The sequence below is a fragment of the Advenella sp. RU8 genome (genome assembly GCF_048381675.1).
GTDB lineage: Bacteria > Pseudomonadota > Gammaproteobacteria > Burkholderiales > Burkholderiaceae_B > Advenella.
This window is the reverse complement of the sequence record NZ_JBLWIS010000004.1, coordinates 104,216-130,248: the sequence shown is the minus strand read 5'-3', so window position 1 is coordinate 130,248 and position 26,033 is coordinate 104,216. Positions and strand designations below refer to the sequence as shown.

17 protein-coding genes are annotated in these 26,033 nt (G+C 47.8%); 2 read left to right on the top strand and 15 right to left on the bottom strand.

The window, feature by feature from the left end:
• Positions 1 to 6 precede the first annotated feature (6 nt).
• Genes ACM5Q9_RS07095 through ACM5Q9_RS07075 form a run of 5 tightly spaced genes read right to left on the bottom strand, consistent with a single transcriptional unit; the run spans position 7 to position 4,187 of the window.
• On the bottom strand, positions 7 to 1,743 hold the full coding sequence (locus ACM5Q9_RS07095; protein WP_418144029.1) for an L-aspartate oxidase: 1,737 nt from the start codon (positions 1,741 to 1,743) through the stop codon (positions 7 to 9).
• A complete protein-coding gene (locus ACM5Q9_RS07090; protein ID WP_418144028.1) occupies positions 1,740 to 2,102 on the bottom strand; it encodes a succinate dehydrogenase in 363 nt (120 codons plus the stop codon). The genes ACM5Q9_RS07095 and ACM5Q9_RS07090 overlap by 4 nt, the downstream gene beginning before the upstream one ends.
• Positions 2,102 to 2,425: a succinate dehydrogenase gene (locus ACM5Q9_RS07085; protein ID WP_418144027.1), complete on the bottom strand. Its 324-nt coding sequence runs from the start codon at positions 2,423 to 2,425 to the stop codon at positions 2,102 to 2,104. Before ACM5Q9_RS07085 ends, ACM5Q9_RS07090 begins: the two co-directional genes overlap by 1 nt.
• A gap of 8 nt (positions 2,426 to 2,433) precedes the next feature.
• On the bottom strand, positions 2,434 to 3,147 hold the full coding sequence (locus ACM5Q9_RS07080; RefSeq protein ID WP_418144026.1) for a succinate dehydrogenase/fumarate reductase iron-sulfur subunit: 714 nt from the start codon (positions 3,145 to 3,147) through the stop codon (positions 2,434 to 2,436).
• 41 nt (positions 3,148 to 3,188) lie between these two features.
• Positions 3,189 to 4,187, bottom strand: coding sequence for a Bug family tripartite tricarboxylate transporter substrate binding protein (locus ACM5Q9_RS07075; RefSeq protein ID WP_418144025.1), 999 nt, complete (start codon positions 4,185 to 4,187; stop codon positions 3,189 to 3,191).
• Positions 4,188 to 4,366: 179 nt separating this feature from the next.
• Between ACM5Q9_RS07075 and ACM5Q9_RS07070 the strand changes: the two genes are divergently transcribed.
• Positions 4,367 to 5,278, top strand: a complete 912-nt coding sequence (locus tag ACM5Q9_RS07070; protein ID WP_418144024.1) for a LysR family transcriptional regulator — start codon at positions 4,367 to 4,369, stop codon at positions 5,276 to 5,278.
• A 93-nt stretch (positions 5,279 to 5,371) separates the two neighbouring features.
• Here ACM5Q9_RS07070 and ACM5Q9_RS07065 read toward each other — a convergent pair whose 3' ends face one another.
• Positions 5,372 to 7,738 (bottom strand): cytochrome P450/oxidoreductase, encoded by a 2,367-nt coding sequence (locus ACM5Q9_RS07065; protein WP_418144023.1) that lies wholly within the window; start codon positions 7,736 to 7,738, stop codon positions 5,372 to 5,374.
• Positions 7,739 to 7,813: 75 nt separating this feature from the next.
• Positions 7,814 to 8,794, bottom strand: coding sequence for a Bug family tripartite tricarboxylate transporter substrate binding protein (locus tag ACM5Q9_RS07060; RefSeq protein ID WP_418144022.1), 981 nt, complete (start codon positions 8,792 to 8,794; stop codon positions 7,814 to 7,816).
• Positions 8,795 to 8,945: 151 nt separating this feature from the next.
• Between ACM5Q9_RS07060 and ACM5Q9_RS07055 the strand changes: the two genes are divergently transcribed.
• Complete coding sequence (locus tag ACM5Q9_RS07055) at positions 8,946 to 9,755, top strand: IclR family transcriptional regulator (protein WP_418144021.1); 810 nt, start codon at positions 8,946 to 8,948, stop codon at positions 9,753 to 9,755.
• Between the two features lie 60 nt (positions 9,756 to 9,815).
• On the opposite strand, the gene ACM5Q9_RS07050 is transcribed toward ACM5Q9_RS07055, so the two are convergent.
• The 8 genes from ACM5Q9_RS07050 to ACM5Q9_RS07015 all read right to left on the bottom strand — a co-directional run bounded on the left by ACM5Q9_RS07050 (position 9,816) and on the right by ACM5Q9_RS07015 (position 26,030).
• A complete protein-coding gene (locus tag ACM5Q9_RS07050) occupies positions 9,816 to 13,127 on the bottom strand; it encodes an autotransporter domain-containing protein (RefSeq protein WP_418144020.1) in 3,312 nt (1,103 codons plus the stop codon).
• 565 nt (positions 13,128 to 13,692) lie between these two features.
• The gene (locus ACM5Q9_RS07045; RefSeq protein ID WP_418144019.1) at positions 13,693 to 17,436 is read right to left on the bottom strand and encodes a hypothetical protein; all 3,744 of its coding nucleotides are present in this window, start codon (positions 17,434 to 17,436) and stop codon (positions 13,693 to 13,695) included.
• Between the two features lie 117 nt (positions 17,437 to 17,553).
• Positions 17,554 to 20,703 (bottom strand): type I restriction endonuclease subunit R, encoded by a 3,150-nt coding sequence (locus tag ACM5Q9_RS07040; protein WP_418144018.1) that lies wholly within the window; start codon positions 20,701 to 20,703, stop codon positions 17,554 to 17,556.
• 14 nt (positions 20,704 to 20,717) lie between these two features.
• Complete coding sequence (locus ACM5Q9_RS07035) at positions 20,718 to 21,977, bottom strand: FRG domain-containing protein (RefSeq protein ID WP_418144017.1); 1,260 nt, start codon at positions 21,975 to 21,977, stop codon at positions 20,718 to 20,720.
• Positions 21,974 to 23,347: a restriction endonuclease subunit S gene (locus ACM5Q9_RS07030; RefSeq protein WP_418144016.1), complete on the bottom strand. Its 1,374-nt coding sequence runs from the start codon at positions 23,345 to 23,347 to the stop codon at positions 21,974 to 21,976. Before ACM5Q9_RS07030 ends, ACM5Q9_RS07035 begins: the two co-directional genes overlap by 4 nt.
• A complete protein-coding gene (locus ACM5Q9_RS07025; protein WP_418144015.1) occupies positions 23,337 to 23,465 on the bottom strand; it encodes a hypothetical protein in 129 nt (42 codons plus the stop codon). The genes ACM5Q9_RS07030 and ACM5Q9_RS07025 overlap by 11 nt, the downstream gene beginning before the upstream one ends.
• Positions 23,462 to 24,316, bottom strand: coding sequence for a DNA damage-inducible protein D (gene dinD, locus ACM5Q9_RS07020; protein WP_418144014.1), 855 nt, complete (start codon positions 24,314 to 24,316; stop codon positions 23,462 to 23,464). The genes ACM5Q9_RS07025 and dinD overlap by 4 nt, the downstream gene beginning before the upstream one ends.
• A 4-nt stretch (positions 24,317 to 24,320) precedes the next feature.
• Entirely contained in the window at positions 24,321 to 26,030 is a 1,710-nt protein-coding gene (locus tag ACM5Q9_RS07015; RefSeq protein WP_418144013.1) for a type I restriction-modification system subunit M, read from the bottom strand.
• Positions 26,031 to 26,033: the final 3 nt, after the last annotated feature.

Here is a 26,033-nt window from a genome sequence, read left to right as displayed (position 1 = left end):
GTAAATTTATGCGCAATTTTCTTCCTCTTCGCGAATCAGTGAGTTGCCTGGAGAGACAATATCGAATTTAACGGGCACCATTTCCAATTCAATTTTTCCATCGCGTTCACTCACACGTGTATAGGCTGAGGTATGCAGGTCACCCGTTTCAGGATAATCCTCCCGGAAATGTGCACCGCGACTGTCACACCTGGCCAGTGCCGAGGTTGCAATCACGGTTGAAATGGTTGTCAGGCTGTCCAGATTGAGCCAGTCATGCCAGCTCAGGTTGAATCGGCGCTGACCGTCCGCAACACCAATCGTACGCAACGCATCATAATGGCTGGCCAGGCTCTCAAGGCCTTTTTCAATGCCCGCTTTATTGCGTAAAATGCCCACGTCATCCCACATGGTTTTTGCAAGCGCTTCGCGCAGCGGCAATGTCATCTCGGCTTTTTTGGAAAACGGAAATTCTGCCCGGGCAACACCTGCTTCAATCACGGACTGGTCGGGTTCTTTCCACATCCCGCCTTTTTTGATGTATTCGGCCATTGACTCACCGGCAATCCCGCCAAATACTGTTGAGTTGGCCACACCGTTGCCACCAAGCCGGTTAGCACCATGTACACCGCCACAATCTTCACCGGCCGCAAACAAGCCTGGCGACGCGGTTGAACAGTCCACATCAAATTCAACCCCACCCATTAAATAATGAGCGGTTGGTACAACCTCGACACGCCCGCCTGCCAAATCAAAACCACAATCCGCACAACGTTGAACCATGCCAGGGAAGGTTTTGCGAACATGTTCCACACCAAGATGTGACATTTGTATATAAACACCGCCCATCGGACTGGTCCGCCCGGCACGCATTTCAGCGTAAATACCCCGGCTCACCACATCGCGCGTGGCACGTTCACCACGTTCATGATAATTACTCATGAAACGTTCGCCCGCACCATTGATTAAATAGCCACCCGCACCACGTAACCCCTCTTCAAGAACCGTACCCGTCATACGGGTATCAGGACCACCCAGCAAGCCGGTAGGATGAAATTGAACCATCTCCATATCGCGTAACTTCAAGCCGTAACGCAAGGCCATGGCAAGGCCGTCACAGGTTTTTTCACCTGAAGGGGTATGGTACTGATACATGGTGGGTCCGGCACCGGTACTAAGCAGCACGGCTTTTGCCTGTACAAAACGGTAACCACCCGTGCGCATGTCAATAAATAACACGCCAGAAATGCCTGATCCGTCACGGGCAGGAATCAATTCAATCGCACGATGCTCTTCAAGACGGTTAACATCCAGTGCTTTCACTTTCTCCATGAGACGGTTGATAATTTCAATGCCAGTCAGGTCAGATTTGTGCACCGTCCGGTCGAAAGTCTGTCCGGCAAAAGCTTTCTGGTGCAGAGTACCATCGGGATTACGGTCAAAAAAACAACCGATTTCATTTTCCAGTTCCTGGACACGCTCTACCGCACCGGTCACCAGTCGCCATGCCAGGTCCTGACGTGGCAACCACTTACCCCCTTCAATCGTATCCATGAAGTGCCGCTCAACAGAGTCGCCATCAGCCAGCGCAACGTTGTAACCACCTTGCACCATTCGGGTACAGCCACTTTTACCTATCAAGCCCTTGACGGCAACCGTCACTTCAAGATTCGGGTTTGCCTGCTTGGCATGCAGGGCCGCAAATAATCCCGCACCGCCACTGCCAAGGATAAGGATATCTGTTTTAGAATTTTCAATTTTCATGACCCGAATACTCCTACAAGAAACACGGCACCAATAATGACGCTGAATGTCATACTCCAGCTAATCCAATTCAAGCGTATGGACCTGGGTGTTGGCCACTGCACAAACTCAATCACCAAAATCCGCAAACCAAATCCAAGATGAGTGCCTAATAAAATGAGCAGTCCCCACTCGGCAAACTTGACGCCTGGCAGCTCGGAAAATTTCAGAAAACTGTCGAATTTATCAACCTTGTTTAGCGCCAGCCCCAATACATAAAAATGAACCGGAAGAAATATGCCCAACAGCAAACCGGAAATCCGGTGACCTAAAAATGCAAAATAAGCTTTGTGTTTATGCACATTCTTGATCTTGATCATTACAAACCTCCCACTGCAATCACTGCCCGCATCCCTAGCCCCAAGAACACCAGACCCAGGGCTAATGCCAGCCAATTGGCTGCTTGAGACGTGATGGTCGTCCACTCTTTGACCACCTTGCGAATACCAATAGGGGCATGGATTGCTGCACTAATCACAAACAAGGTATAAAACGCAATCCATAACCAGTTTCCCTGGGTTCGAGTCAGTATTTCCTCAGCACTTAAACCTCCACGAACTGCATAAACAATCATGCCTATATGAACAAAAATAAAAGGCACCATAATCATGGCTGACAAACGCTGCAGCAGAAAAAGTCTCATTTCCATCACTATTCCCCACTAAAAAACTCAAGCAATGAGCGTTTTTTCAGCCCGGCAATACTGCCTGTCGGACTTAACCCGATTGGACAATGCTTCATACAACTGCCCTGGGTATGGCAAGAATTGCATCCACTATCACTCATTGCCTTTTTAAGAACCCCCTTCTGGTCTGCATGACGTTCATCATTAACCAGACTCCAGGCACGGTTGAGTGCAGCCGGACCCAAATAATCTTTATTCCACTCAACCACATCACAAGCGGCATAACAAACAGCACAATTAATACATTCAATCGCCGCATCAGCCTGCTTCCTGGCCTTGCTATTCGGATCAACCAGCGCCGGTTTTTCATGGCGTGTACGGGTTCCTATAAATTCCCCGCCTGCTTTTTTCCATTTATCAAAAAACTCGGTCATATCGACAACAAGATCTTTGACACGTGGCATATTGCGCAAGGGTTCAAGCACTATTTCGCCATTTTTTTCAACATTCTTCACATGGCTTCTGCATGTCCATCTTGGCTTGCCGTTCACCGTCATGGCACAGGTTCCACATACACCAACCCGACAGGAAAAGCGATATGACAGAGTAGGATCAACCTGTCGCTGAATTTCTGTCACTACATCAAGCACCGTCTGGTTTTCCCTGGAAGGGACTTGATAAGTGACATACTCTCCCTGCTCCTCTCCTCGCCAGATTTTTACTGTCAGCATCTTTTCCATAATTCACCCATTCAAATACAAAATCCATTTATCCTGAACCATTACCTCGGTTCAATTTTCTGCTCTGCAATCACCTTCTGCCAGAAAGTAGATTCTTCCTGCACTCTTCCATTCATGTAGTCAGAACCTGTGGTTGCCGGCTCCAGTCCCAAATCATCAAAAGTCCGCTTCATGCGATCCGAATTAAGCGCAACCTTAATCCCTTCTTCAATCTGCTTTACAACGGCATCAGGGGTTTCTTTAGGTACCGCAATCCCAAACCAGCCAACGACATCAAAATCCTTATTAAGCTGTTCAGCCATTGTGCCGACGTCCGATACGCTTTTTGAACGTTTCCCGCTGGTTACCGCAATCGGCTTGACTTCACCCGACTTTAAAAAAGGCAAAACAGCCGAAAGATTGGCGGTCACCACATCAATCTGGCCAGCCATCAAATCGGTCAAGGCAGCTGACTCTCCGCTATAAGGAATATGGGTCATTTGGGTACCCGTCGCATTCATGATGGCCTCTGATGCCATATGCCCCTGACTACCTACTCCTGCAGAACCAAAATTGGTTACAGCGCCGTGTGCCTTTACATAATTCATGAATGAATGTAAATCGTTAGCCGGGATTTTTTTGTTCACTGCCATCAATAATGGTCCTGCTGTTACCGCACTGACTGCGCGGAAGTCATTGACGCTATAAGGCAGTTTTTTATATAAATAAGGGTTAACGGTGAACATGCTGCCCGAAATCATTAAAAGGGTATAGCCATCCGGTTTGGCACGTGCTACCTGTGAGGCACCCACAGCACCTCCTGCCCCCACTTTGTTCTCCACAATTACCGTTTGTTTCCACTGCTTGCCGAGCTCTTGTCCCAGGGTTCGCGAAATAATATCGGTGGCCCCGCCGGCAGCAAACGGCACGACTAAACGAACCGGTTGTTTGGGCCACTCCGCTGCCAAGACGGGAGTAGCGAGCGTACAGGAAATAAGAACCGCCGCAAAATTTTTAAAAACACGACCTCCTGAAGCATAAAAACTCAATACCGTATCCATTGTTGTCTCTTCCTTGATTCCTGATTTATAAAAAATCAGGGGTGGTTTAATAAAGTTTTTTCTTTGAATTTACTGTCATGTACTGTGCATGCAGCTTTATTTTGTTTGATTATTAGTTAAATTTAATTTAAAGTAAATCCAATATTTTTTTAGTAATTTAAAATTTAATTTTAATTATCATGATCACTTTACGAACCTTCCGGGTTTTTGTTGCGGTTGCTGAATGCGGTTCTTATACTGGTGCCGGCAAAAAAATAGGTTTGACGTCCGCTGCAGTGGGCCAACAAATCAAAACGATGGAAGAAACCCTCAAAACCCCTCTTTTTCACAAAAACGGTCATCAATTGGTACTGAATCATTTTGGTGAAAATTTATTGAAAAAGACACAGGAGTTAATGGTCAAATATGAAGAAATTCTAAAAAGCGGCGATAGCAAACAGGGCAAGCTAACTGGCACCGTTCATATTGGTGCGCTGGTTTCCAGTTTAATGGGGGCATTTTCAGATGTACTGTGGATAATCAGGAAAAACAATCCGGATCTGGATGTAAAAGTTTTTGCCGGTCAATCGGGTGACTTTGCACACAGAATCACCAGTGGTCAACTAGATGCCGCGATTGCAACCGAACCGCCTGAGTATGCTTACAACGAATTGATATGGACACCGCTTTATGATGAATCCATGATTCTTATCATTCCGCGCAAACCCTTTTTTTCACTTGAACAAATAGCACCCGAACCGTCACTGGAAATTCTCAAGCATGCCCCGTTCATTCATTTTGACCAGATGACATGGACAGGCATCCTGATTCGGAACACCTTGAAAAAACTGGCTGTCAACGTCGACATTCAAATGGAAATAAATTCGATTGAAGCCATTATTGAACTGGTCCGCCAGGGATATGGGGTATCGATTGTGCCCAAACTGGCCAACCTGGACTGGGAGAAAGATGAAAAACTGGTATACGTGGATCTCTCATATACCAAGATTTTTCGAAGAATTGGCATTCTGGAAAGAAAGTTTCATCCACGCAGCGAATTTACAAAAGCGATCAGGGATCACTTCAGTAAAAAAACAAGCTTTGATTATTAATAAAAATTAAATAAATATGCCTGTTCACATAAATGGTTATGCGAACAGGCATAATTTGATCACAACAGCTGGTTTCAAAAAAAATTTATATTATTACAACTCAAGAACCAGTTTTTCTCCTTTTGCGGAACGGGAACAGCAAGCCATCATTTTGGTATTTTGTTCCTTCTCGGCACGGGTCAATACAACATCCCGATGATCAATATCACCTTGTAATACCCTTACCTCGCAAGATCCGCACAGGCCTTCACAACAATCACTTTGCACGTCAATATTGGCGCCTTGCAAAGCCTGTAATAAGGTCTGGTCTGCCGCTACACTCAGCGTAATACCCGAGTCTTTCAACTCAACCTCAAAAGCATGTTCTTTGGAGGGATCCAGTTCACCCAGGACGGAATGAAAATGCTCAACATGCAAAGCATCTTCAGGCCAATCCTGACAGGATTTGGCCAGCCCATCCAACATTCTTTCAGGGCCACAAGCATAGATCTGGGTTTTCACATCGGGCTTGGCTAACAAGGAGGCAAAGTCATTACGCTTGCCTTCTTCTTTCGCATAAACATGCAATTTATCACCATGCAGCGCCACCAACTCGTCTAATAAAGCCATGGATTGTCGTGAGCGTCCGCTGTAATGGATTTGATAATCAACCCCGCGCTGCCTGGCCTCGCGAGCCATGGCGCTGATTGGGGTAATGCCAATGCCACCCGCAACAAAGATGATTTTTTCTGCGCTCGGGTCCATACGGAAATGATTGCGTGGACCACGGATGCGAACACGATCGCCCTGCTTGATATTTTCATGCAGCCATGCAGAACCACCACGACTTTCAGGATCTTTCAGGATGGCAATTTCCAGGCAACTGGTATCTGCCGGATCACTGCACAAAGAATATTGTCTTGAAATGCCCGTATCACCGCACTCAATATCAATATGGGCCCCCGGTGTCCAGCGAGGAAGAGGTTTTCCATCCGGTGAAATTAATTTCAATTTTAAAATATCTTCGGCAATCAATTTTGCTTCCTGCACAACAACAGGTCGACTGATTGCACTGGCAGAAGGTTCTCCCAAACGCAGGGGGGCCTGCAAATCGAGTATCGCCGGGTCTTTCCTTTCAGGATTCTGTGCCGGATCCCATTCTACCCATAAGTGTTCGGGCCCACGGAAAGAGGTATTCGGCAGGTAATGGAAGGTTTGTTCAGCAAGCCTCATATGCGGAAGGCGACGTGTAAATTCCTCCAGGAAGATCTGCAGCTCCATGCGGGCCAGGTTTTTACCCATGCACTGATGCGAACCATAGCCAAAGGTCAACTGTTCACTGGCATTCTCACGCCTGATATCAAAGTGGTCGGCATCCTCAAACTTGCGTTCATCGTGATTGGCAGAAGAAGACATCATTAGTAGTTTTGATCCGGCAGGAATCTCAACATCACCAATTTTTGTATCGCAAGTAACCAGCCGACGCCAGGCGGCAATTGAGCCATTATGACGCAGGCACTCCTCTACCGCATTCGGGATCAGGGATGGATCTTCGCAAATCTCCTGCCAGGCATCGGGGTGCTCAAGCAAAATTTTCAATGCATTGGCCGTACCATGCGCGGTGGTCTCATGCGCTGCAACAATACCGGCCATCATCATCGAATGCAGGTAAGAATCAGTGATAATGTCAGGATGGTCTTTCTGCAGGCGGATACCATAACGCATCCAACCTGGCTTATCTGGTTCCTGACGCATTTTTTCAAGAATTTTACCGGCCAATTGCCAGAAATTGCCAACGGCATGCGCCACTTTCAACTGCTCTTCAGGGCTTGGCTTACCCCATGTATTTACCGTGTGCGCAATAGAGTATTTGCGCAGCATGTCCATATCCTCTTCCGGCACGCCCAGAAAATGCAGGGCAACCGTCAAAGGGACTTCCCACAGCATTTGGTCAACCAGGTCTGCCTTACCGTCATTAATAAAACGGTCTACGTATTCACGAGCCAGTTTCCTGACCATCGGCTCGTGATGCTTCAGGGCTTCGGGTGTAAAAGGGTCAATCAGCAAACGCCTGCGTGCCATATGGGCGGGTTCATCTTCGTTTACCAGCGTACGACTCATGCCGTAATCATAAGACGCCAGGATGGCATTGGCTTGTTCGCTGTTTGGGGTTATTTTTTCCAGTGCAATCGAAGGGCTGAAGGTTTTATTATCCCGGAAAACAGCTTTAACATCTTCATAACGCGTTACGATCCAATACCCCAGTTTAGGACTGTAAAAAACCGGTTCTTCTTCACGCGCCCAACGTACATATTCGGGCGGGTTTTGCAGGTAATCATTGCTAAATGGGTCAAATGCCGCCGCTTGCCCGCTAACCGGACATCCATTTGCTGACGCAGGCGCACCATTATTGCTTGCATTGCTGAATGCACTGTGATCAATCGGACAGCGGGAAATACCGGTAGTAGCTAACTGATTCATTTCATTTGCCTCTTTACTAATTTTAACTTTAAATAATTGGTATAAATTTTAAATTTATACCAATTATTTTACTTATTAATCCAACGTGATGTTCAAATCACTGATCAGCTTGTGCCAGCGAACACGTTCATTTTTCAACAGCTCTGCATATTCCTCAGGCGTGTTACCAACAGGTTCAATGCCAAAGTCAATCATTTTTTTGTTTACTGCAGGTTCATTTATAACTTCAACTACTTTTTTATTTAAGCTTTCAATGGTTTCTTTGGGGGTTCCGGCAGTTGCAACCATGCCAACCAGGGCAGCCGCTTCAACACCCTTATAACCGGCTTCTGCAAAAGTAGGCACCTCTGGCAATTGGGCAAGGCGTGAACCATTTGCTACGGCCAATGCCTTGACTTTACCGCTTTTAATGAAGCCGGCTCCTGCCGCCAAATCCACCATCATTGCCTGTACCTGGCCACCCGCCACATCTGACAAGGAAGGAGCGGCTCCCCGATATGGGACATGAACAATATCAATCCCTGCTTCTTCTTTCAGCAACTCCATGGCCAAATGATGCGGACTGCCGGCACCTGCCGAACCGTAATTCAACTTACCGGGGTTTTCCTTGGTCTGTTTGACAAATTCCTCGACTGAGTCAATTTGTGAGTTTGGAGAAACAATCAGGATCATGGGAAACTTACCCATCAGGGTAACCGGCTCCAGATCCTTTACCGGGTCATAGCTTAAGTTTTTATACAGTGCAGAATTAAAAACCATCGTGCCGTTATCGGCCGACAAAACGGTATAGCCATCAGGCGTTGAACGGGCTGTCTCCACGGCAGCAATCGATGTATTACCACCTGGCTTGTTGTCAACCAATACCGTCTGGCCTGTTTTCTCTGATAAAGGCTGGGCAATCGTACGCGCCAGGAAATCCGAGCCACCACCGGCCGGATAAGGCACTAACCAACGAACCTGTTTTTCAGGGTAATTGGAAGCACTGGCATTAGCTGCCAAACCCAGTGTAGTTACCGATAATAAACCTGCGATACAGGCCTTTTTTAAAAAATTCATGAAAAGTCTCCTTAGTGTTCAATCCTTCCTGCGTAAATGATATACGCATTGCGTAACTTTTACATTCGGGTTAACCTGTATCAAGGACTTTTTTTGTAAAAAAACATATAGCCTATAATCTTCACTTACCAATAATGCCCTGAATATCACCATGACAGAAACAGAAAAACCACACCTTCCTGATCGCCGGCAGCGGGTTCAAGCGGCAGAAACGGGCTTTGCCGTTTTAAAAGGCTTGGCAAGAATCGGTGGCAGCGCCAGCCTCACGGCACTTTCTGCCTACCTGAATGAAAACCCGGCCAAGGTTCATCGCTACCTTGCCAGCCTGATCGAAGAAGAATTGGTGATTCAAGACCCCGAAACGCAACAATATCGCTTGGGCCTTGAGGCCATGTTTATAGGACTGGCAGCCATGCGCCAGTCAGATCCCATTCGCCTGGCCGAACCGGCCCTGATCCGTCTGCGGGAAACTCTTGAAGTGACCAGCTTTATTGCCGTCATGGGCAACAAAGGACCGGTCATCGTCCGCTTTGAAGAGCCCAGTCTGCCTGTTACCGTTAACGTGCGGGTAGGTTCTGTCTTGCCCTTGCTGACCTCGGCAACCGGACGGGTATTTCTGGGTTTGCAAGATGACAGGCTGGTGCGGGAACTGGCCCGGGAAGAAATGCGTCTAATGGAACGCTCAAGCGATGCTGAAATCAGTGGGGATCTTGATGCATTCACCAAGCAATTGCGTGACGAAGTACAGAAACGTCAATGCGCGATTGTGAAGGATACTAATTTACGGGGAATCAGTGCAGTAGCCGCGCCTGTTTATAACTATGCCGGCCAGTTATGCGCCGTTATCACTGCCCTTGGGGCAACCGGTGGCTTTGATGCCAGCGTAAATGGAAAAATAAGTCATCAGGTGCAACAAGAAGCAAAGCAGCTTAGCGCATCACTGGGATATGTAAAAATTTGACCAATCAGGCATATACAGACCACACGCCAGCGGCGCATGGTCTGATACCCCTAATGAACCTTAAAACTGCCAGACAGCCCGGGCAGTAATTTTATGAACCGTATAACGTTTACTTAACTCGGCATCATAACCTAGCATCAATGACATACCGTCACGTACCTCTGCACGATAGGCAACACCCAACTCAAAGCTATTACGCGAAAGGTCATCACCCGACAAATTGAAACTATTTCCACCAGAGACAAAACGGGCACTCACGTCAGGCAAATCCCGGAACTCATGCAAATAACGCGCACGGAACCGCAAACTGCTTTGATCCTCAAACCGATGGTTAAGCTCTGCACCCAATACCGATTGGACCGATGTGGTGGTCATTTTATCAATATGCTGGGCTATCGCGTTATTGCCATCTTCCGTATAGCTATCGGTTCTAAGGCTACTGGCGCGTACACCGGCAAGCCAGCGCCCATTCCAATTAGGTGCGAGCTGGAAGGGCAACCCTAGTTCAGCCCGGCCACTAATATTCCAGCCTGAATAATCACCGCTAACTGTACTATCAAACCCGTCGAAGCGGACGCGTCGCTCACTTTGATAATCGTTATAACCCACCGCCAAAGCAGCATCAAACGTCCAGGAATTGGTATTGTAGCTATAGTAAGCACCCAGATTATAGTTATCCAGCTTCACTTCATCACCACTGGCGCTAGAAATTCCTTTGGCCTTGGCTTTGTTGGCAGCCAGCGAAACCCCCAGGATAGAATTGGCAGACTGATCAAATTCAAGACCGGCAGCCAAACCACCACTATTCAAATTGAATCCGTCATTCTGAGCATGTTCTTTCTGCTTGCCCCAGGCACCCAAGCCCATGGCCCACAAGCGATAACTGTCATTGCCACCACTTGTCACACCACGCGGCGCTGTTGACAGATCATTTTCTCTTACCGCGTCCATGCGATCAAAAAACGATGACATGACAGAACCAGTCGCCAGTTGCGTTGCCTTGGCCGCCGCACCATTGGTTTGTGGCGCGAGCTGGCGCAAGGCATCAGACAGTTGGTTTGTGGTGTTCAGATAAGAAACCGCCTGCAACAATGGCCCGGCGGTGTTGTTGCCTTCCAGGGCCAATTGGTCCAGCTTTGAAAGCATCATATTCTGGTTACCTGACAAGGCGTTAGTAACCGCTACCGGCCGGATCGCATTCAGCACCAAATCATTACCTGAACGGTTCAGGTTATATGACATTAATGAGGAACTGTTCCGGATGGCCAGGTTTTCCGGATTCGCATCCAAACCCAGGCTGGAGACAATACGGTAACTGGCGCCGTTTGCAATGTATCCTTGTGAAACCGGTTGAATCGTTGCTCCATCGGCTAACGTAGCAATGCCTAAGACATTAATCCGGTCTGAACGGTCTTTACCCGCTACACCCACTTCTAGCACCCCATTGGCAGTTTGCGTATAGTTACCACCAACATTAATAATGCGATCGGCTTGCTCACCAGATGTCTTAAGCGTTCCGTTCACGCTTAAGTTACCCGCTATATCCAAATTTCCACCAAACGTAGTGTCACCACTTGTTATATGGATATTTTGAATATTTTGTAGACCACCACGAGCAAAAAATTGTGTTCCCGCTGTTTCCAAGGTATTTTTACCTGTACCTCCGTCAATGGTACCGTTGACTTTACCGCCAAACAACCGCAGAAGGTCATCACCTGCACCCAAATCAATGGCTTTACCATTGTGACCGGTAATTAACCCATAGTTAATTAAAATATCGTCTCCGCCACCCATTTGTACGGCAGCAGCAGGGGTTGTGCTACCTAATTCGTCCACACGCATTGCATCAGAACCGCCTTCAATGACACCACTTGCATAATTAACTAACAAGTCGGCATAATCACCTACCAAACCAATCGCTGTTTTACGCTCGCCGATAATGCTGCCTTCGTTATAAATACGAGCCGTTGCACCTGTTGTGGAGCCTGTATCACGCGCGGTTGCAGGATTATTGGTTATGGTGCCGTTCGCGCCGTCATCAAGCAAAATACCCGTTGATTGGCCATAAATTTCCGCTCCTGCCTTATTGATAATGACACCGCCACCCGCCGCAATCCCATCCGCACCATTTGGACGGCCACCCGAGTCATACCCACCTGCACCCGTACCACGAATGCTACCGGCGTTATAAATATAGGCAACGCCGTCAATATCGACTCCGTCACCATCACCATTGCTATTCGTATTTGTGGTGATGGTTTGCCCATTAATCGTCACGGTTGGACTGTTAACCTGATGCGAATAAACATTACCTTCACCCACATAGTTGCCGCTAATGTTTCCATGGTTAATCACAACGCCGTAACCATCTAAACCAATACCCGAACCATTCTTACCTGTAATCGTACCGCCCGCGTAGTTAATGATGACGGGATTGGCGATGGTAACGTCTGAGGTGGTGACTCCATCAAGGTGCTTATCAAAAACCACACCATTTGGACCAGTTGCTGTTATTGAAAGCAAAGGAGCGGCCATCAGTTGCTCATGACTGCCCAACAAACTGGCACTGGCCAAATCCGTTAAATGGGATGAAACGGTAACCGGAACACCGCCATCAACGCCATGGCGAGGGCCGGTTATGTTTCCATAATTAAGAATCGCAACATTGCTGCGCTTATCCTGGATGGCCACACCGTCCGAAGCGCTGAAATCCGCGCTGGAAATGCCAAATAGATACTGGTCCGCGTCTCCAGCACTGCTGGTATTGACCATGCCAGTCGAGTAAATACTGCCGTAATTCAATAGCGTTACGTTCGTTCCCAGGCGAATGGCATCATTGGAATCTGCGCGGATGACTGCCAAACTGTTGGTTTCAGAGCCGTTAATAACGGTATTACCTGTAGTATCGTAATTTTTATCGGCAATCACAGCACGACTGGTCGTATCGCTGGTGCCACCGCCTTCATTTCTTTGCCAAATCGTACCTTGGTTGTTTAACGTGAAACTACCGGCTTTCCGGTCAAATCGAATAACCGCTGAATCCCCACCTCCTTGGGTGTCAATCAAGCCGCCTACGGCGTTATTAATAATGACATGGGGGGTTTTGTCCTCAACATCAATACCAAAACCTGAAGTACCCGTTTGGGTAATTTGACCGCTATTACTCAAGATATAGGTGCCGTTAACATCAAGCTTAATCGTTGACCAACCCACGGCACTAATAATCCCCCTGTTTTCTAGTATAAAAATAGGGGTGGCCGATGTCGTCTTAATGGCATTACCCGTCCCTGTCTGGCTGATAAAACCGTCATTAACAAGGGTTGATACTCCATTACCGACTTCTACCGCATCTTTGGACCCTGACGTAGTCAATGTTCCTCCTGCCTCGACAGTACCAAGGTCAAGATTGGATAAAGTTTGTTTATTTGTCTCGGTTGTCCCGCTGACCACTGTAAAACTGGCTGCGTATGAGCATGAAATAAATGAGACCTGCAAGGCTGCTACTAATGTTAGTAGCCTGAAATTATTATTGAAATTCAAAACAATCGCCTTTGTGTGAAATTAGAATTAGCAACACTCTAAAAGGCTAAAATGAAAGCTTTGTGACAATATCTGACATCTTGAAAATATCAGGAACACCAAGCTTGATTTCTTCCAATTTCACAACACATTTCATGTCGTGTTTTTCTTGGCAAGATCTGGAACGAAATAAGAGGCAATCTTCATGGCAATAAGTAAGTTATGGCCTGAACGTCCATGCTATGTAAGAACATCGACACAAAGGACGCAGGCAGGTTGGTATTCAGCTCATGGTTTAGCGCCAGACCGGCTAATGAAACACCAGATTATTGACTGGCCTTGACCAACTCCACCGTGAAATAGGCAGAATAATACCGTCGCACGGATTTAAGAGTAATCGACTTCTGAAATCAATAAGCTATGATTCCTGCGTCCATAATCCATCTTCATCATTTAGCTTAGCTTCATGCTCGTATGATTTGGCAAGACTCTCAAGCATTGCAGCAAGATTAGGTCTTGAGTTTAGCCAATGACAGGAGAAACGTCTGAATTCCTCTGCGACTTGACGTTCTTGCACCCCACCATCATAAGGCATACGGGTCGTAACCCCCCTGGACTTATGCACTCCAGTATGAAAACCTCGTCTGATATCTTCGCTATCATCCTGATCCAATAACTCGGCAATAATTGGGTTTGGCCAACATTCCAGGTTTTTACTCAAAGGCCATTCGGAAAGCCAACTGCCTATTGTTAAATCAGTAACAACCTCGCGATCCTTCTCTCTTGCCAAGTCTCGGGTTTTATTGATCCATGAGAAAAATTGCTCTCTGTCAATCTCGCCATTAAGACTTGTGCCTGGAATTCCACGCCCATTGCAGATCAGGGAAGCGGCTGTTTGTACCGCTGCATACAAATCGCCTTCCGTATTACGAGGCTTATAGACAAGGCAAATGAGCTCCATAAAGGATTCAGGTTTAGCGAGTATTTCTGTCATCAGATGAGGAGTTCCATATTCGTCATGTTCAAGTATCGGGTAGTAAGCAAACTCCAGATTTACCATTTCCGAATGATTACACCCTGACTTGGCAAGTGCCTTAAAGACACGAGAAATATCCCACGAGCCTGGAAAAGGCAAATTTTCTTCCTGACCGGCTGCAATACCTCTTAACATACGCACCAGCAATTCATTGGGCAATTCGGGGGAACAATCCCCCATAGCACACATGGCTGTTCGCGGCCTTCCAAAAGCCAACAATTTTTCCATGCAGAAGAGCAAATGATCACTATCTGATTGAATATAAGATGGCCGGACATTCAGCCAAAAATGATCGACAACCTTTTGCGACTGCTCTTCTACAAGAAGCCATAAAATCATGCTTTGCGGAGCATTAATCATAAATCCAGCCACTTTTTCAAAAGGGATTGAATTTTGTTCGAATTGCAGCAAGCTGCCTTTCAAAAACTCTGTAAGCTCTGCTTGAGGTATTGCATGCAGCACACCATAGGTCAACGAGTCAAATAACGACGGCCCTGACAAATTGGTATACCATTGGCACAGCCACTGTGCCAAATCTTTACGCTTAAACGGCCCCTCAACAAGCTCCCAACCAACAAGCCTTGGATCTCCACAACGTTTAGCCAACCTGTCAACGCCAGACCAACCCAGAGTTTGATATATTTCCAGAATGGCTGAGGTGCGCAATAATTTCCGAACCTTGTCGTCTTCCTTGTAATCTTCCTCACTTCCATCAGGGAGTTCTACCCATGCATTAGAAAAAATCCATCCGTGCCGGATAACCGGGTCCTCAGCGGCCAGAGTATCGAACAATGGTCTCAATGTATCCGCAGAATAACGATCGTGCTTCTCTCCATCTTGATTAAAAGCATTTTCCCGATTCAGGAATTGCCTAATAGCATTGCGAATAATCTCTCGTTCTTCATCAGGTAAAGTTATTGCGTCATATACCAACTCAATAACTTTATCCCGAAAGTGGGTATCCAATTCATTAATTTTGGGTATCAGGTCAGCAATGCACCGGGCATCTCGCTGAGCTTTCTCTATCAGCAATCCTGCAATTGGCAATATGAATTGTCGGATTTCACCATAAGTGACAACCTCACCTGAACCAGCGTCATCGTCACGCCAGCGAGGCTTTGCATTGGGCGAGGCCGCATCATGCTGCTTTGGTAGCAAAGACAACAAAAGCATCCAGGCAGTTTCAGGATAGCGATCTACTACATTTCTGATAACACGGAGTCGAAGTTCGACTGACGCGGCTGTTTGTGGGTACCAATATCGAAAAAAAGAAATCAAAGTTTTAAACGGTGTGTTACCCCAATTTCCTTTTATCTCTACATTTGACAGTTCAGCAAGGATATTCGCAACCCGCCCAAGCCGTGCAGGATACCATGCCAGCAGTTCTAAAGCCCATAACAAATTTGCATGCCAGCAGCGTCCCATAGTGCCTGATGCCTGTGTTTCCGTAATTAAACGGGTAACTGGTTTATCCGGTTTTCGCAAACTCCCTTGTACAGCATTCAGGAACTCATCGGGAGCAGCCTCGGCAAAGGATCGAAGAAAAGATGCAACAGAAAGCCAGCGTTCCTCATTGGCGTTTTCCAGCAGTTGAGAAACAAAATTCCGTACATGCTTGCCGATAACAGCATGATCAAAACTGTCGGCAAAGTATCCCAGTTTAGCAATAGATTCGGCCATGGCGTCCAACACAACGCCGGATTGCTCGCGAACCTTACCATAAACGGAGGCCATCCAGCGTTTGTCTTCTTCCAACTCCAACACTGGGTCAGGTTGTTCAAAAACAGCACAGGCAACCTGAAAGAATCTTGCCAAAATGGCTTCATTCAGTCTGGCTGCCATCAGGTGCAATAACTCCAACGGTGCCTTGGCCTTCCAGAGAGAGCCTATTCTTACAATAGGCGCGTCATCCAGCGTAACCAACCTCAATAGCTCGTTTTCAATGTCCTCATAGGGCTTGTTGGCAATCTTTTCTACGCACGCCTTATCTCCTTCAGACGTACTGTTCCAAGCACCCACCAGAGTCATTATCAATAAGCTTGTAGTGTCGGCTTCATCAACCCAATCCGGTTTCTTGATAGCAGGATTTTGCGCATACCATCGGCGAAAAACAGTCCATGATCTTCCTAACGTTAGAGTATATCGGGCAGCATCAGAGGGATCTATTCCAAGTTCACACAGAGATTTTTCAAATTCATCCCGTTTTGGACGCTTAAGCTCTACTAGGTTTTGGCCAATTGCCTGTCCGCCAATACCCATAAGATTGAATGCCTGATCTCCGAATGCCATGGGGACAATCAAGCTCATTCCTTCACGTGGAGCACGGCGCTGGCCAAGGCGGTTATCGGTAATAATCACCAGCTCAATGCCTGAGTTGGCATCTACAAACTGCCAGCCTTCTTCCGAGGTTATGCAAACAGCGCGCAATGAATAACCGTCTTCGATCAACAGTGCGCAAGTGAAGGCAACTGCTTCAGACTGGCTGTCTGCCATAACAGCAATCAAAGGTTCTCTTTTCTGAATACTTTTCTGTAGAGCAAGCTTTGATTTCTCACGACCACTAAACAGTGCAGGCCTTGTGGCGGCAGGACTGGACTGATTGCACCAATGCTGCCAATAATTTTCCACGGTGTCTATACCATGTCCTGCAATACCAAGCTGCATGCCCAGCCACAAGTTGGTCACAGGCGCCGCTTCCAGCCAGGCTTCCAGATCATCAGCATCCCAAACCAGCACATTTTCCCACACCTTGCGATTTCTAGCTTTTTCTTGCCATATATTTTTCCCCGGCCAGCGGCGCGGCGTTACAAAAACAAAGGTTGCTTTCGTTGCCTCTTCCGTTGATATCTGTCCTTGGCGTTTCTCAAAATCACTGCTGGCTTTGGATGCCGGATCTTTTGATGTACCTAATTCCCAATAGCTAATGCCAGTTGGAACCCACGGGTTTCCTTGTTCCACTGCGATAACACCATCCCAACCGGGAACACTAACCGAGTCACCGCCGGGCATGGCAATCGCCGTAATACGGGCCGTTGCCGAGATTAACCTTCTTACTAAGACGGGAAGCATTCCTTGTGCCTCACGTTTGTCTGACCACTGTACTAGATCGGTTGCGGTGACGCGCATGGTGTGGGAAATCCTTTATAGAATAAAATGCCAATCTGTTACAGTTAGGCTAGGATTTGTTATTCAAGGCAGATTCAAGCACGATAACAACAGCAGTCATCTGAACTCTTATCGTATCTATTTCGACCACCTATTCGACAAAACCTCTGCCTGCTTCAACACCAATTCAATAGCAGCTTCTTCACCAACTGGGGGATATTTCCATTTTTTCAAAGTACGTCTGACTAAAATCCTTAACCTGGCTCGTACACTGTCACGCACTTGCCAGTCAACTGTAGTGCTATTACGTAATTTCTCCGTAATTTCAACAGCTATTTTTTTAAGAATTTCATCACCCAGTTCTCTGGCCGCACTTTCATTATTGGCAAGCGCATCATAAAAAGCAATCTCATCCGGATTTAAACCCAATGCAGCCTCTCGCTCAAGTGCTTCCTGGAAATCCTTGGCCATCTGGATCAATTCTTCAATAACCTGCGCCGTCTCCACCGCCCTGTTGTGGTACTTACGCAGGGTTTCCAGCAGGCGATCGCCATACTTCTTCTCTTGCACCACGTTGTTACGTGCCCGGGCTTTAATCTCATCACGCAGCAGCTTTTCCAACAGTTCCACAGCCAGATTGCGACTCTTCATCTGTCGCAAATCTTCCAGAAACTCTTCTGACAACAGGCCAATATCAGGTTTATCCAACCCTGCCAAAGCAAAAATATCCGCTACTCCATCAGCCACGATAGCGTTATCCAGAATCTGTTTGAGCGCACTATTCTTTTCTGCGTCAGAGCGCTTGCGGTCTACCGTGGTGAACTTAACAATAGCGGCCTTAACAGCGGCAAAGAAGGCAATCTCCGTGCGTAGTGCCGCAGCTTCATCCAAGGTGCTGCATAAAGAAAACGCCTTACTGACGGCCAACATAGTATCCAGGAAGCGCTGTTTGCCATCTTTCACCCCCAGGATATGGTTTGCTACCGGCACCAATAGCTGCATTGCATCCGTCTCAAATTTACTGTAATCAAAGCCATGCATCAACCCACGTACAATATCCAGCTTCTCCAGTAATATCGCCAGTGCTTCGCTCGCATTATGGGTCGGATCACCCTTACCCTTGGATTCAGTGTAAATTTTGAGCGCTGCCTTTAACTCATTGGCAATACCAATATAATCCACAACAAGCCCGCCAGGTTTATTACGGAACACCCGGTTAACCCGGGCAATCGCCTGCATCAAGTTGTGCCCCTTCATGGGTTTGTCAATATACATGGTGTGACAACAAGGTGCATCAAAGCCAGTCAGCCACATATCACGCACAATCACCAGTTTCAATGGGTCTGCCGGGTCTTTAAAACGCTTTTCAAGACGCTTTTTAACCTGTTGACTGTACAGGTGCGGCTGCAACAAAGGTTTGTCTGCTGCCGAGCCGGTCATTACCACCTTGATTGCGCCTTTTTCCGGGTCGGTATCGTGCCAATCCGGTCGCAAAGCTACAATAGCGTTGTACAGCTCAGCACAAATATCACGACTCATGCAAACGATCATCGCCTTGCCTTCCAGCGTAGCAGTACGTGTCTCAAAATGCTCTACCAAATCAGCCGCTACCTGTGCCAGCCGTGGTTGTGCACCTACCAACTTGGTCAGTGCTGCCCAATCGCTCTTGGTCTTCTCTCGGGCAGTGATATCCTCTTCATCTTCAATAACTTCATCTACCAGGGCATTCAGTTCATCAATTTCAGCCTGGTTCACGTCCAGCCTGGCCAGGCGACTTTCATAGAAAATCGGCACCGTGGCACCATCATCCACCGCATCCTGAATATCATAAATACTGACATAATCACCGAACACCGCCCGGGTATCCTTATCTTCCAACGCAATAGGCGTGCCTGTGAAACCAATGAAAGTAGCGTTCTTTAACGCATCTCTCATATGTTTGGCATAACCAAACACGTACTTACCAGTCTTCGTATCCAGCCGTCCTTTCATGCCATATTGACTGCGGTGCGCCTCGTCAGAAATCACTACAATATTGCTGCGATCCGACAACAAGGGGTGCTGTTCTTCATCGTCCAGCAACGCAAATTTCTGTACCGTGGTAAAGATGATGCCTCCTGCCTCACGTGAAGCCAGCATCTCACGCAACTCTTCTCGGCTGCCTGCCTGCACCGGTGTTTGCCTGAGCAAGTCTTCAGCAGCGCAAAAAGTGCCATACAACTGCCCATCCAGATCGTTGCGATCAGTCACCACCACCAAAGTGGGGTTTTTCATTTCTGGCTGCTGCAACAGTTTACCTGCATAGCAAGCCATAGTGATACTCTTGCCCGAGCCTTGCGTATGCCACACCACGCCAGCCTTGCGACTGCCGGGTTGCACTTCCTTGCCATAGGTCGCCCGTGGCTCTTGTACCTCCAATATACCCTTGTTCGGGTTACTGGCTGCAATCACCGTAGCCTTAACCGCCTCACGAGCGGCATGGAACTGGTGATAGCCTGCAATCTTCTTGATAATCTGGTCAGCCTCCTGCTCAAACAGCACAAAGTGGCGCACGTAGTCGAGAAACAGCGCAGGCTCGAAGAAGCCACGCACCAAGGTTTCCAGTTCGAATTCCAGCAGCGGCCGATCATCCTCATTGGCAATAGCCCGCCAGGGCTGCATGCGCTCCTGATTGGCCGTGAGCGACCCCAGCCGCGCCGTGAATCCGTCGCTGACCACCACCGCCACGTTGGTGTTGAACAAGTCGCCGATTTCGTCCTTGTAGGTCTGGATCTGGTTGAAAGCATCCCAGATATCGGTTTGTTCGTTGGCTGGGTTCTTCAGCTCAATCACAGCCAGCAGCAGACCGTTGACGAAGGCCACTAAATCCGGACGACGTGGCTGCTTGGTTCCGGTCACGGTGAACTGGCTGACCAGTAGAAAGTCGTTGTTGCGTGGGTTGGCGAAGTCGATCAGGTTAACCAGGTCGGTGCACTTTTCGTCGCCTATGGAGAACTCGACCGGAATGCCAGCCAGCAGCAGTCGATGCACACGACGGTTGCGTGCGATCAGCAGCGGCTCGCTGACCGTAAGAAGCTCGTGTGCCGCCTGCTCCAGCGCCGCGGCGGGGATGTGCGGGTTAATGCGTGTAAGCGCGACCAACAAGCGTTCGCGCAATACAGTCTGACGATAGTCGGAGCGGGCAGGTTGGTCTCCATCGGGCGCAATGTCCGGACCCTGTGTGTACGTCCAACCGAGGCTCCCGAACCATTCAATGCAGAGGTCTTCAAGTTGTTGTTCAATAATCATTTCCCCTCCGCTGCCTACTGCTTCACCGCATCCATGATTTGTTCGGCCACCTCATCACGTAGTTGGGATGGATAGCCGTTCTTCCGTAGCGTGATACGGATAACGTTACGCATTCGCGCTTGAACATCTTCGCGTTTGTCCCAATCCACAACCTGGTGTTTAGAAATATCGCAGGACAGCTCGCTGGCAATCAAAGCGATACGTCCTGGTTCCACTTGCTGCGCGTCAGGATGCGCACGCAAGATGGCATCAATGTTGAAAGACGTTTTCTCCGAATCAATGACGGGAGCACCCTCAACGTCAGCAGCCGGAACAGAAGGCACTTGAACAACTTGAGTAGTAGCCGAGCGCTCAAGTTCTGCGGCTCGTGCAAGGCTGGCTTCCTCCTCCGCTTCGGCGGTTGTAATATTGCAATAATCAGATGCGCCAATGAGATCGGGAAAGAGGCTGGCATGGTGCACGTTCATCCGCCTAAGATGGCGCAAGCAAGCATCACGACCCTCATTGCGGATATAAACCTTGCAGATGTATCGAGCCAATAAATCTGGCTGATCTTCCTCCGATGCGGAGCGTAATTCCTCATCTTCAAAAGCCTCATCGTCGGCTAAGGCATTCGTCAGCTTGTTTTCTATCGTGGCGTCATACGGAGAGAAAGTGAACAGTCCGGCCTGATTCACCAATCTTCCATAGCTGTCCTTGCGTGGTTCCCAAAGCCGAATGCTTGTCTCGTCCTGATGCTCCAGAATAAAACTCTTGTTGAGCACGTAGACGACACGATACGGGTTCTCTTCTTCATCTTTGCTGTCAGGCTTGGCGAAGGCGAAAAACAGAGCGACATACGGTGAATAGGTCCAGTCAAGCAAGGGCGTCATCAAGCCGTGATGCTGGCCAATAGACCAAAGCTCGTCATCTTCTTCTAAGAGGCTGTTATCGCTAAGTCGGCCTCGAATCGCCCGTTTGAATCGGTCAAGCTGAGTTGCTGCCAAATTATCGGTGACGATACCATTGTCGGATAGACGACCTAAAGTCGGCATCAGACTCCAGTCAGAACGTCGTTGACCACGAAAAATCAATTGTGTCGCGGGACGATTAAAGAAAGAACTTTCCAGTAGTTCCGTGTAGTCCCGCCAAGATTCTAATCGAGTTACCGGGATGCGACCACTACGCTCGTCGGCCATAACTTCAAAGCATTTTTTCCCATTCTCCCAAACTGGGATCTTCTCAAAATAGTCAGTGCTTTGTTCTTCGGGAAGAATACTTTCTAGCTGAGTCATTGAACGTCCTCACCATTGAGAACACAAGAAACTGTCAATTCGCCAGATAGAAGCTTAGGTAGAAGAGTGTCGCGGAGTCCAGCTAGCTCACGATTCTGAAATACGTTCAATTTAATGCATTTTAATAAAGGCACTACCGTATTATCAAACTGCTTCATGACTGAATGTCTTGGCCTGACACAAAGTACGGTTTCAAACGTAGCCTGTGTAATGGTATCAAAGACGGCGCCGTGTGTATTTTTCTTAAGTTTCTCAACAGACTCTTTCAGGTTAAAATAGTTGAAAAGATCCCCAACACCCTCGGTGCCTATCACCCCATAGCAAGACTGATTCATCGCCATTTCCTTGCCAACTAAGGCGAGTTTACCAACTGTTCCCCGTGCAGAAATGATCGTTGTGCCCTCAAGCAACAGTTTGGTCGAGCTTTTCTGCAAGCCTGTCTCGGTAATTTTTTCTTCGGTATCAACAACCCAAACATCGCTATCATCGGGAACATCTCTAACTGAAAACCAGGGAATGGTGCCAGCCCAATAGCTGGACTCGGATCGCTTGGGCGTACCACCTCCAATCAATTGAATCATTTTTGATAGCGGTACTGCTTCCCACCCCTTCGGGATATCCCCCAACTCCGAGTCTTCCATCGCATCGGAAAACAACTCGGCAGTGGCCGCAAGTTGGTCGTGGTGCTCGCGGGGCATCTGGTCAAGTTCTTCGTTGGTCTTTCCGCTGATGGCGCGCATGGCGGCTCGTAGTGGGTCTTCGCCTTGCTCGATGGCAGCGATCTTGGCTTTGACCGGGTCGAAATCAACAAACCAGGACTTGAAGATAGCTTGCGCCATGGCTTCGAGGGTTTTATTGAGGTGTCGGTTGAGGTCGATCTTGTCATCTATTTTGCGAAGAATTGATCCAATAATTTGCCTTTTATCCGAAGGAGGAAAGGCAAATGAAAAATCAGAAAGCGCTTGCCACGATACACGTTGTCTACCAGATGTTCCTTCCATCCGCGCTTCAGCAAAAGATCTGAAATCGGGGTGGCGCGCCAAGTAATATACATAGTCCTCATCATATTCAGGAGCTTTAGCTGCCATGACGATGAATTCAGTTGATCCATGCGCAATGGATCCAGCAGGCAGGGCATTCACTTTGGCTGTCTTACCATTTTCAAGACATGGGGTGATACGGGCGAACAACGTATCACCGTTCCTAAAGCGTGAGCCTCCGCCAGCAAATTCGCGCTCAGATACATATGCGATATCACGTTGGTTCTCGGCTAGAGCAGCCATATCAACAAATGGTGCGATTGCTCCGCGTTTGATAGGCCTTGGTGGATTGAAATCTACCACCTCCGTGATTTTCTGGTCAGCAGCCATAACCCAACTCCGCCAGATTCTTACTGATTTCTACTTCCAACTTCGCACTCTTGACAAACTGTTCCACCAGTTGTGTGGCCAACCATTTGAAAATACCATTCAATACATCAGCCATCATTCCTCACCTCCCTTCTTAATCCGCTTCTTCTTCGCTGACTCAAGTTGCTGAATGCTTTGCTCTGGCACAGGCAGGTTTTCAGGCATGGTGCCACCCAAGTCTTGAATGGTTTGACGGACTTTACTACCGACCTCATGATGAGTCTGATTGGCCTGGCGTTTGCCTTGTACACCATCACGGCGTAATTTTTCTTCAGTCTGGGTTGCTCGGAACAGGTTGGCAGCCAACTCTGTACTACCCATGTGATCAAGGATTTTCTGACTCTTTTTAAGACCTTTGCTGGCATGAATATCTTTGGCACCCAGGCCGCCATACAGACCTCTGTAACCGTGATCCTGAAAAATAGCATAGTCCAGCGCAGTTTCCACGCCCGCATCTTTGGCAGCTGCAGCGAGATGTTTATTATGGGTGGCTAGTTCATTACGAATAGCCAGACGTTTTTCATCTTCTGAAAGCTTGGCAAAGTTTGCATCGTCAGCCAATTCCTGTCGCCGGGTCTGAATGGCAAAGTAAGTCTGCCCATTGGCAATAACAGGCTTGCTCGGGTCACCGTTCTGTACAATCAGGTAGCAGGCGTAACGTGAAAGGCGTACATCTTCTAACTGACGGTGAGCGCCAGAGCCGATTTCGACCATATCGAGGATATCCTCGAAATGGTCTGCTTCGTTCTGCCCACTATTACGGCATGCAGCCTTGGCACGAATGATAACGGGCAAAAAATGACGATATTCAGAGTACTCCAACACCTTCGCCAGTTGGCGAGCTCGCCAGTATTCATGACCGCTTTCATCCTGATGACGAAGCGCATCAAAGGTAGTGTGATGCTGTTGACTGATTTGCTTTCCATTCATATTATTAGCCTCCGTAACCCAAACCCGCTAAATTCTTTTTGATTTCTTCCTCCAGCTTCGCACTCTCGGCAAACTGTTCCTCTAGTTGCGCCGTCAACCGCAGCATCTTCTCGGCAAAGGGTTCGCTATCTTCTTCCTGCTGCACTGCTCCTACATAACGCCCCGGTGTGAGTACATACTCATGTTTACGTACATTCTCCAACTTGGCAGAGTAGCAAAATCCGGGAACATCTTCGTATTTTTCATCCTGTTGCCAGGCATGAAAAGTATCGGCAATTTTCTTGATGTCATCCGCCGTGAAATCACGCAACACACGATCTTTCATGTACCCCATCTGACGGGCATCAATGAACAGAAATTCACCACGCCGGTCACGCTTTTTCTTGTCTAAGGCAAAACCATTTTGTTTATCACGGGTCAGAAACCAGATACAAGCTGGAATCTGGGTATTGGTAAATAGTTGGCCAGGCAAAGCCACCATGCATTCCACATAGTCATCTTCAATCAATCGCTTGCGGATTTCTCCTTCGTTATTGGTATTGGAACTCATGGAACCATTCGCCAGCAACAGCGCCATACTGCCAGTGGGTGCAAGATGCCAGAGCATATGCTGCAACCAGGCAAAGTTAGCATTGCCTTGGGGCGGTGTGCCAGCAATCCAACGTGGATCGTTGGCCAGTTTCTCATTCCACCATTCTTTCATATTGAAAGGCGGATTGGCCATAACATAATCAGCCCGTAAATCTGGATGCTGGTCATTAAGCAAGGTATCCGCCGGGCCAGAACCAAAGTTGAAGTCAATGCCACGAATAGCCATATTCATCGCAGCCAGACGCCAGGTGGTAGGGTTGCTTTCCTGTCCGTAGACGCTGATCTGTTTATTATTAGTGACCTTACCACCGTGCTGTTCAATGAATTCTTCACTTTGCACAAAAAAACCACCAGAGCCCATGGCAGGGTCGTAAACACGGCCTTTAAACGGCTGAAGCATTTCCACAATCAAAGTAACGATGCTTTTAGGTGTGTAGTATTGGCCGCCCTTTTTACCTTCAGCCAAAGCAAACTGGCCTAGAAAGTATTCGTAGACATGGCCAAGAATATCTTTGGATTGCAAGCTGAGTGGCTGGCCTTCGTAAGTTTTAGCGGCGAAATCAGTATCAGAGAACAAACCAATAAGTTCGCCCAATTTACTGGAGTCAATCTGCGTACGGGCAAAATCCTTATTGAGTACATTCTTCAGACGGCTATTTTCCCGCTCTACTGCCTCCATGGCGTTGTCAATCAGCCAGCCCACCGAACGCATTTCTTCTGGTTCGTTCTTACCCGGTTTACTCCATGGCAGCGGTGTCTTGGGTGGCAGTTGTGCACAATCACGCAAGGTTTGCCAACGAGCTTCCAGGGGAACCCAGAATACGTTCTTTTCCGTGTAGTAATCACGCTCCTCCAGTTCATAAGCAAGATTTTCTTCATACTCTTGTGTACCTGCACCACCGTAGTCACTGGGGTCCATGTAGTAATCATGCTCTGGATTAATGAATTGCTCTCGCAGTTCACGCTGACGCTCCTCGAAGGCATCAGAAACGTATTTAAGAAAGATCAACCCAAGCACGACGTGTTTGTATACGGCTGCATCCAAGTTGGAGCGTAGCTTATCAGCCGCGGTCCACAGTTTCTTTTCCAGGTCGTTGAAGAATTGTTGTTCGATGTGTTTCATATA

Coding starts and splice junctions, on each gene's coding strand:
- ACM5Q9_RS07095 (WP_418144029.1), bottom strand. CDS start 1,743: ATGAAAATTGAAAATTCTAAAACAGATATCCTTATCCTTGGCAGTGGC.
- ACM5Q9_RS07090 (WP_418144028.1), bottom strand. CDS start 2,102: ATGATCAAGATCAAGAATGTGCATAAACACAAAGCTTATTTTGCATTT.
- ACM5Q9_RS07085 (WP_418144027.1), bottom strand. CDS start 2,425: ATGAGACTTTTTCTGCTGCAGCGTTTGTCAGCCATGATTATGGTGCCT.
- ACM5Q9_RS07080 (WP_418144026.1), bottom strand. CDS start 3,147: ATGGAAAAGATGCTGACAGTAAAAATCTGGCGAGGAGAGGAGCAGGGA.
- ACM5Q9_RS07075 (WP_418144025.1), bottom strand. CDS start 4,187: ATGGATACGGTATTGAGTTTTTATGCTTCAGGAGGTCGTGTTTTTAAA.
- ACM5Q9_RS07070 (WP_418144024.1), top strand. CDS start 4,367: ATGATCACTTTACGAACCTTCCGGGTTTTTGTTGCGGTTGCTGAATGC.
- ACM5Q9_RS07065 (WP_418144023.1), bottom strand. CDS start 7,738: ATGAATCAGTTAGCTACTACCGGTATTTCCCGCTGTCCGATTGATCAC.
- ACM5Q9_RS07060 (WP_418144022.1), bottom strand. CDS start 8,794: ATGAATTTTTTAAAAAAGGCCTGTATCGCAGGTTTATTATCGGTAACT.
- ACM5Q9_RS07055 (WP_418144021.1), top strand. CDS start 8,946: ATGACAGAAACAGAAAAACCACACCTTCCTGATCGCCGGCAGCGGGTT.
- ACM5Q9_RS07045 (WP_418144019.1), bottom strand. CDS start 17,436: ATGCGCGTCACCGCAACCGATCTAGTACAGTGGTCAGACAAACGTGAG.
- ACM5Q9_RS07040 (WP_418144018.1), bottom strand. CDS start 20,703: ATGATTATTGAACAACAACTTGAAGACCTCTGCATTGAATGGTTCGGG.
- ACM5Q9_RS07035 (WP_418144017.1), bottom strand. CDS start 21,977: ATGACTCAGCTAGAAAGTATTCTTCCCGAAGAACAAAGCACTGACTAT.
- ACM5Q9_RS07030 (WP_418144016.1), bottom strand. CDS start 23,347: ATGGCTGCTGACCAGAAAATCACGGAGGTGGTAGATTTCAATCCACCA.
- ACM5Q9_RS07025 (WP_418144015.1), bottom strand. CDS start 23,465: ATGATGGCTGATGTATTGAATGGTATTTTCAAATGGTTGGCCACACAA.
- dinD (WP_418144014.1), bottom strand. CDS start 24,316: ATGAATGGAAAGCAAATCAGTCAACAGCATCACACTACCTTTGATGCG.
- ACM5Q9_RS07015 (WP_418144013.1), bottom strand. CDS start 26,030: ATGAAACACATCGAACAACAATTCTTCAACGACCTGGAAAAGAAACTG.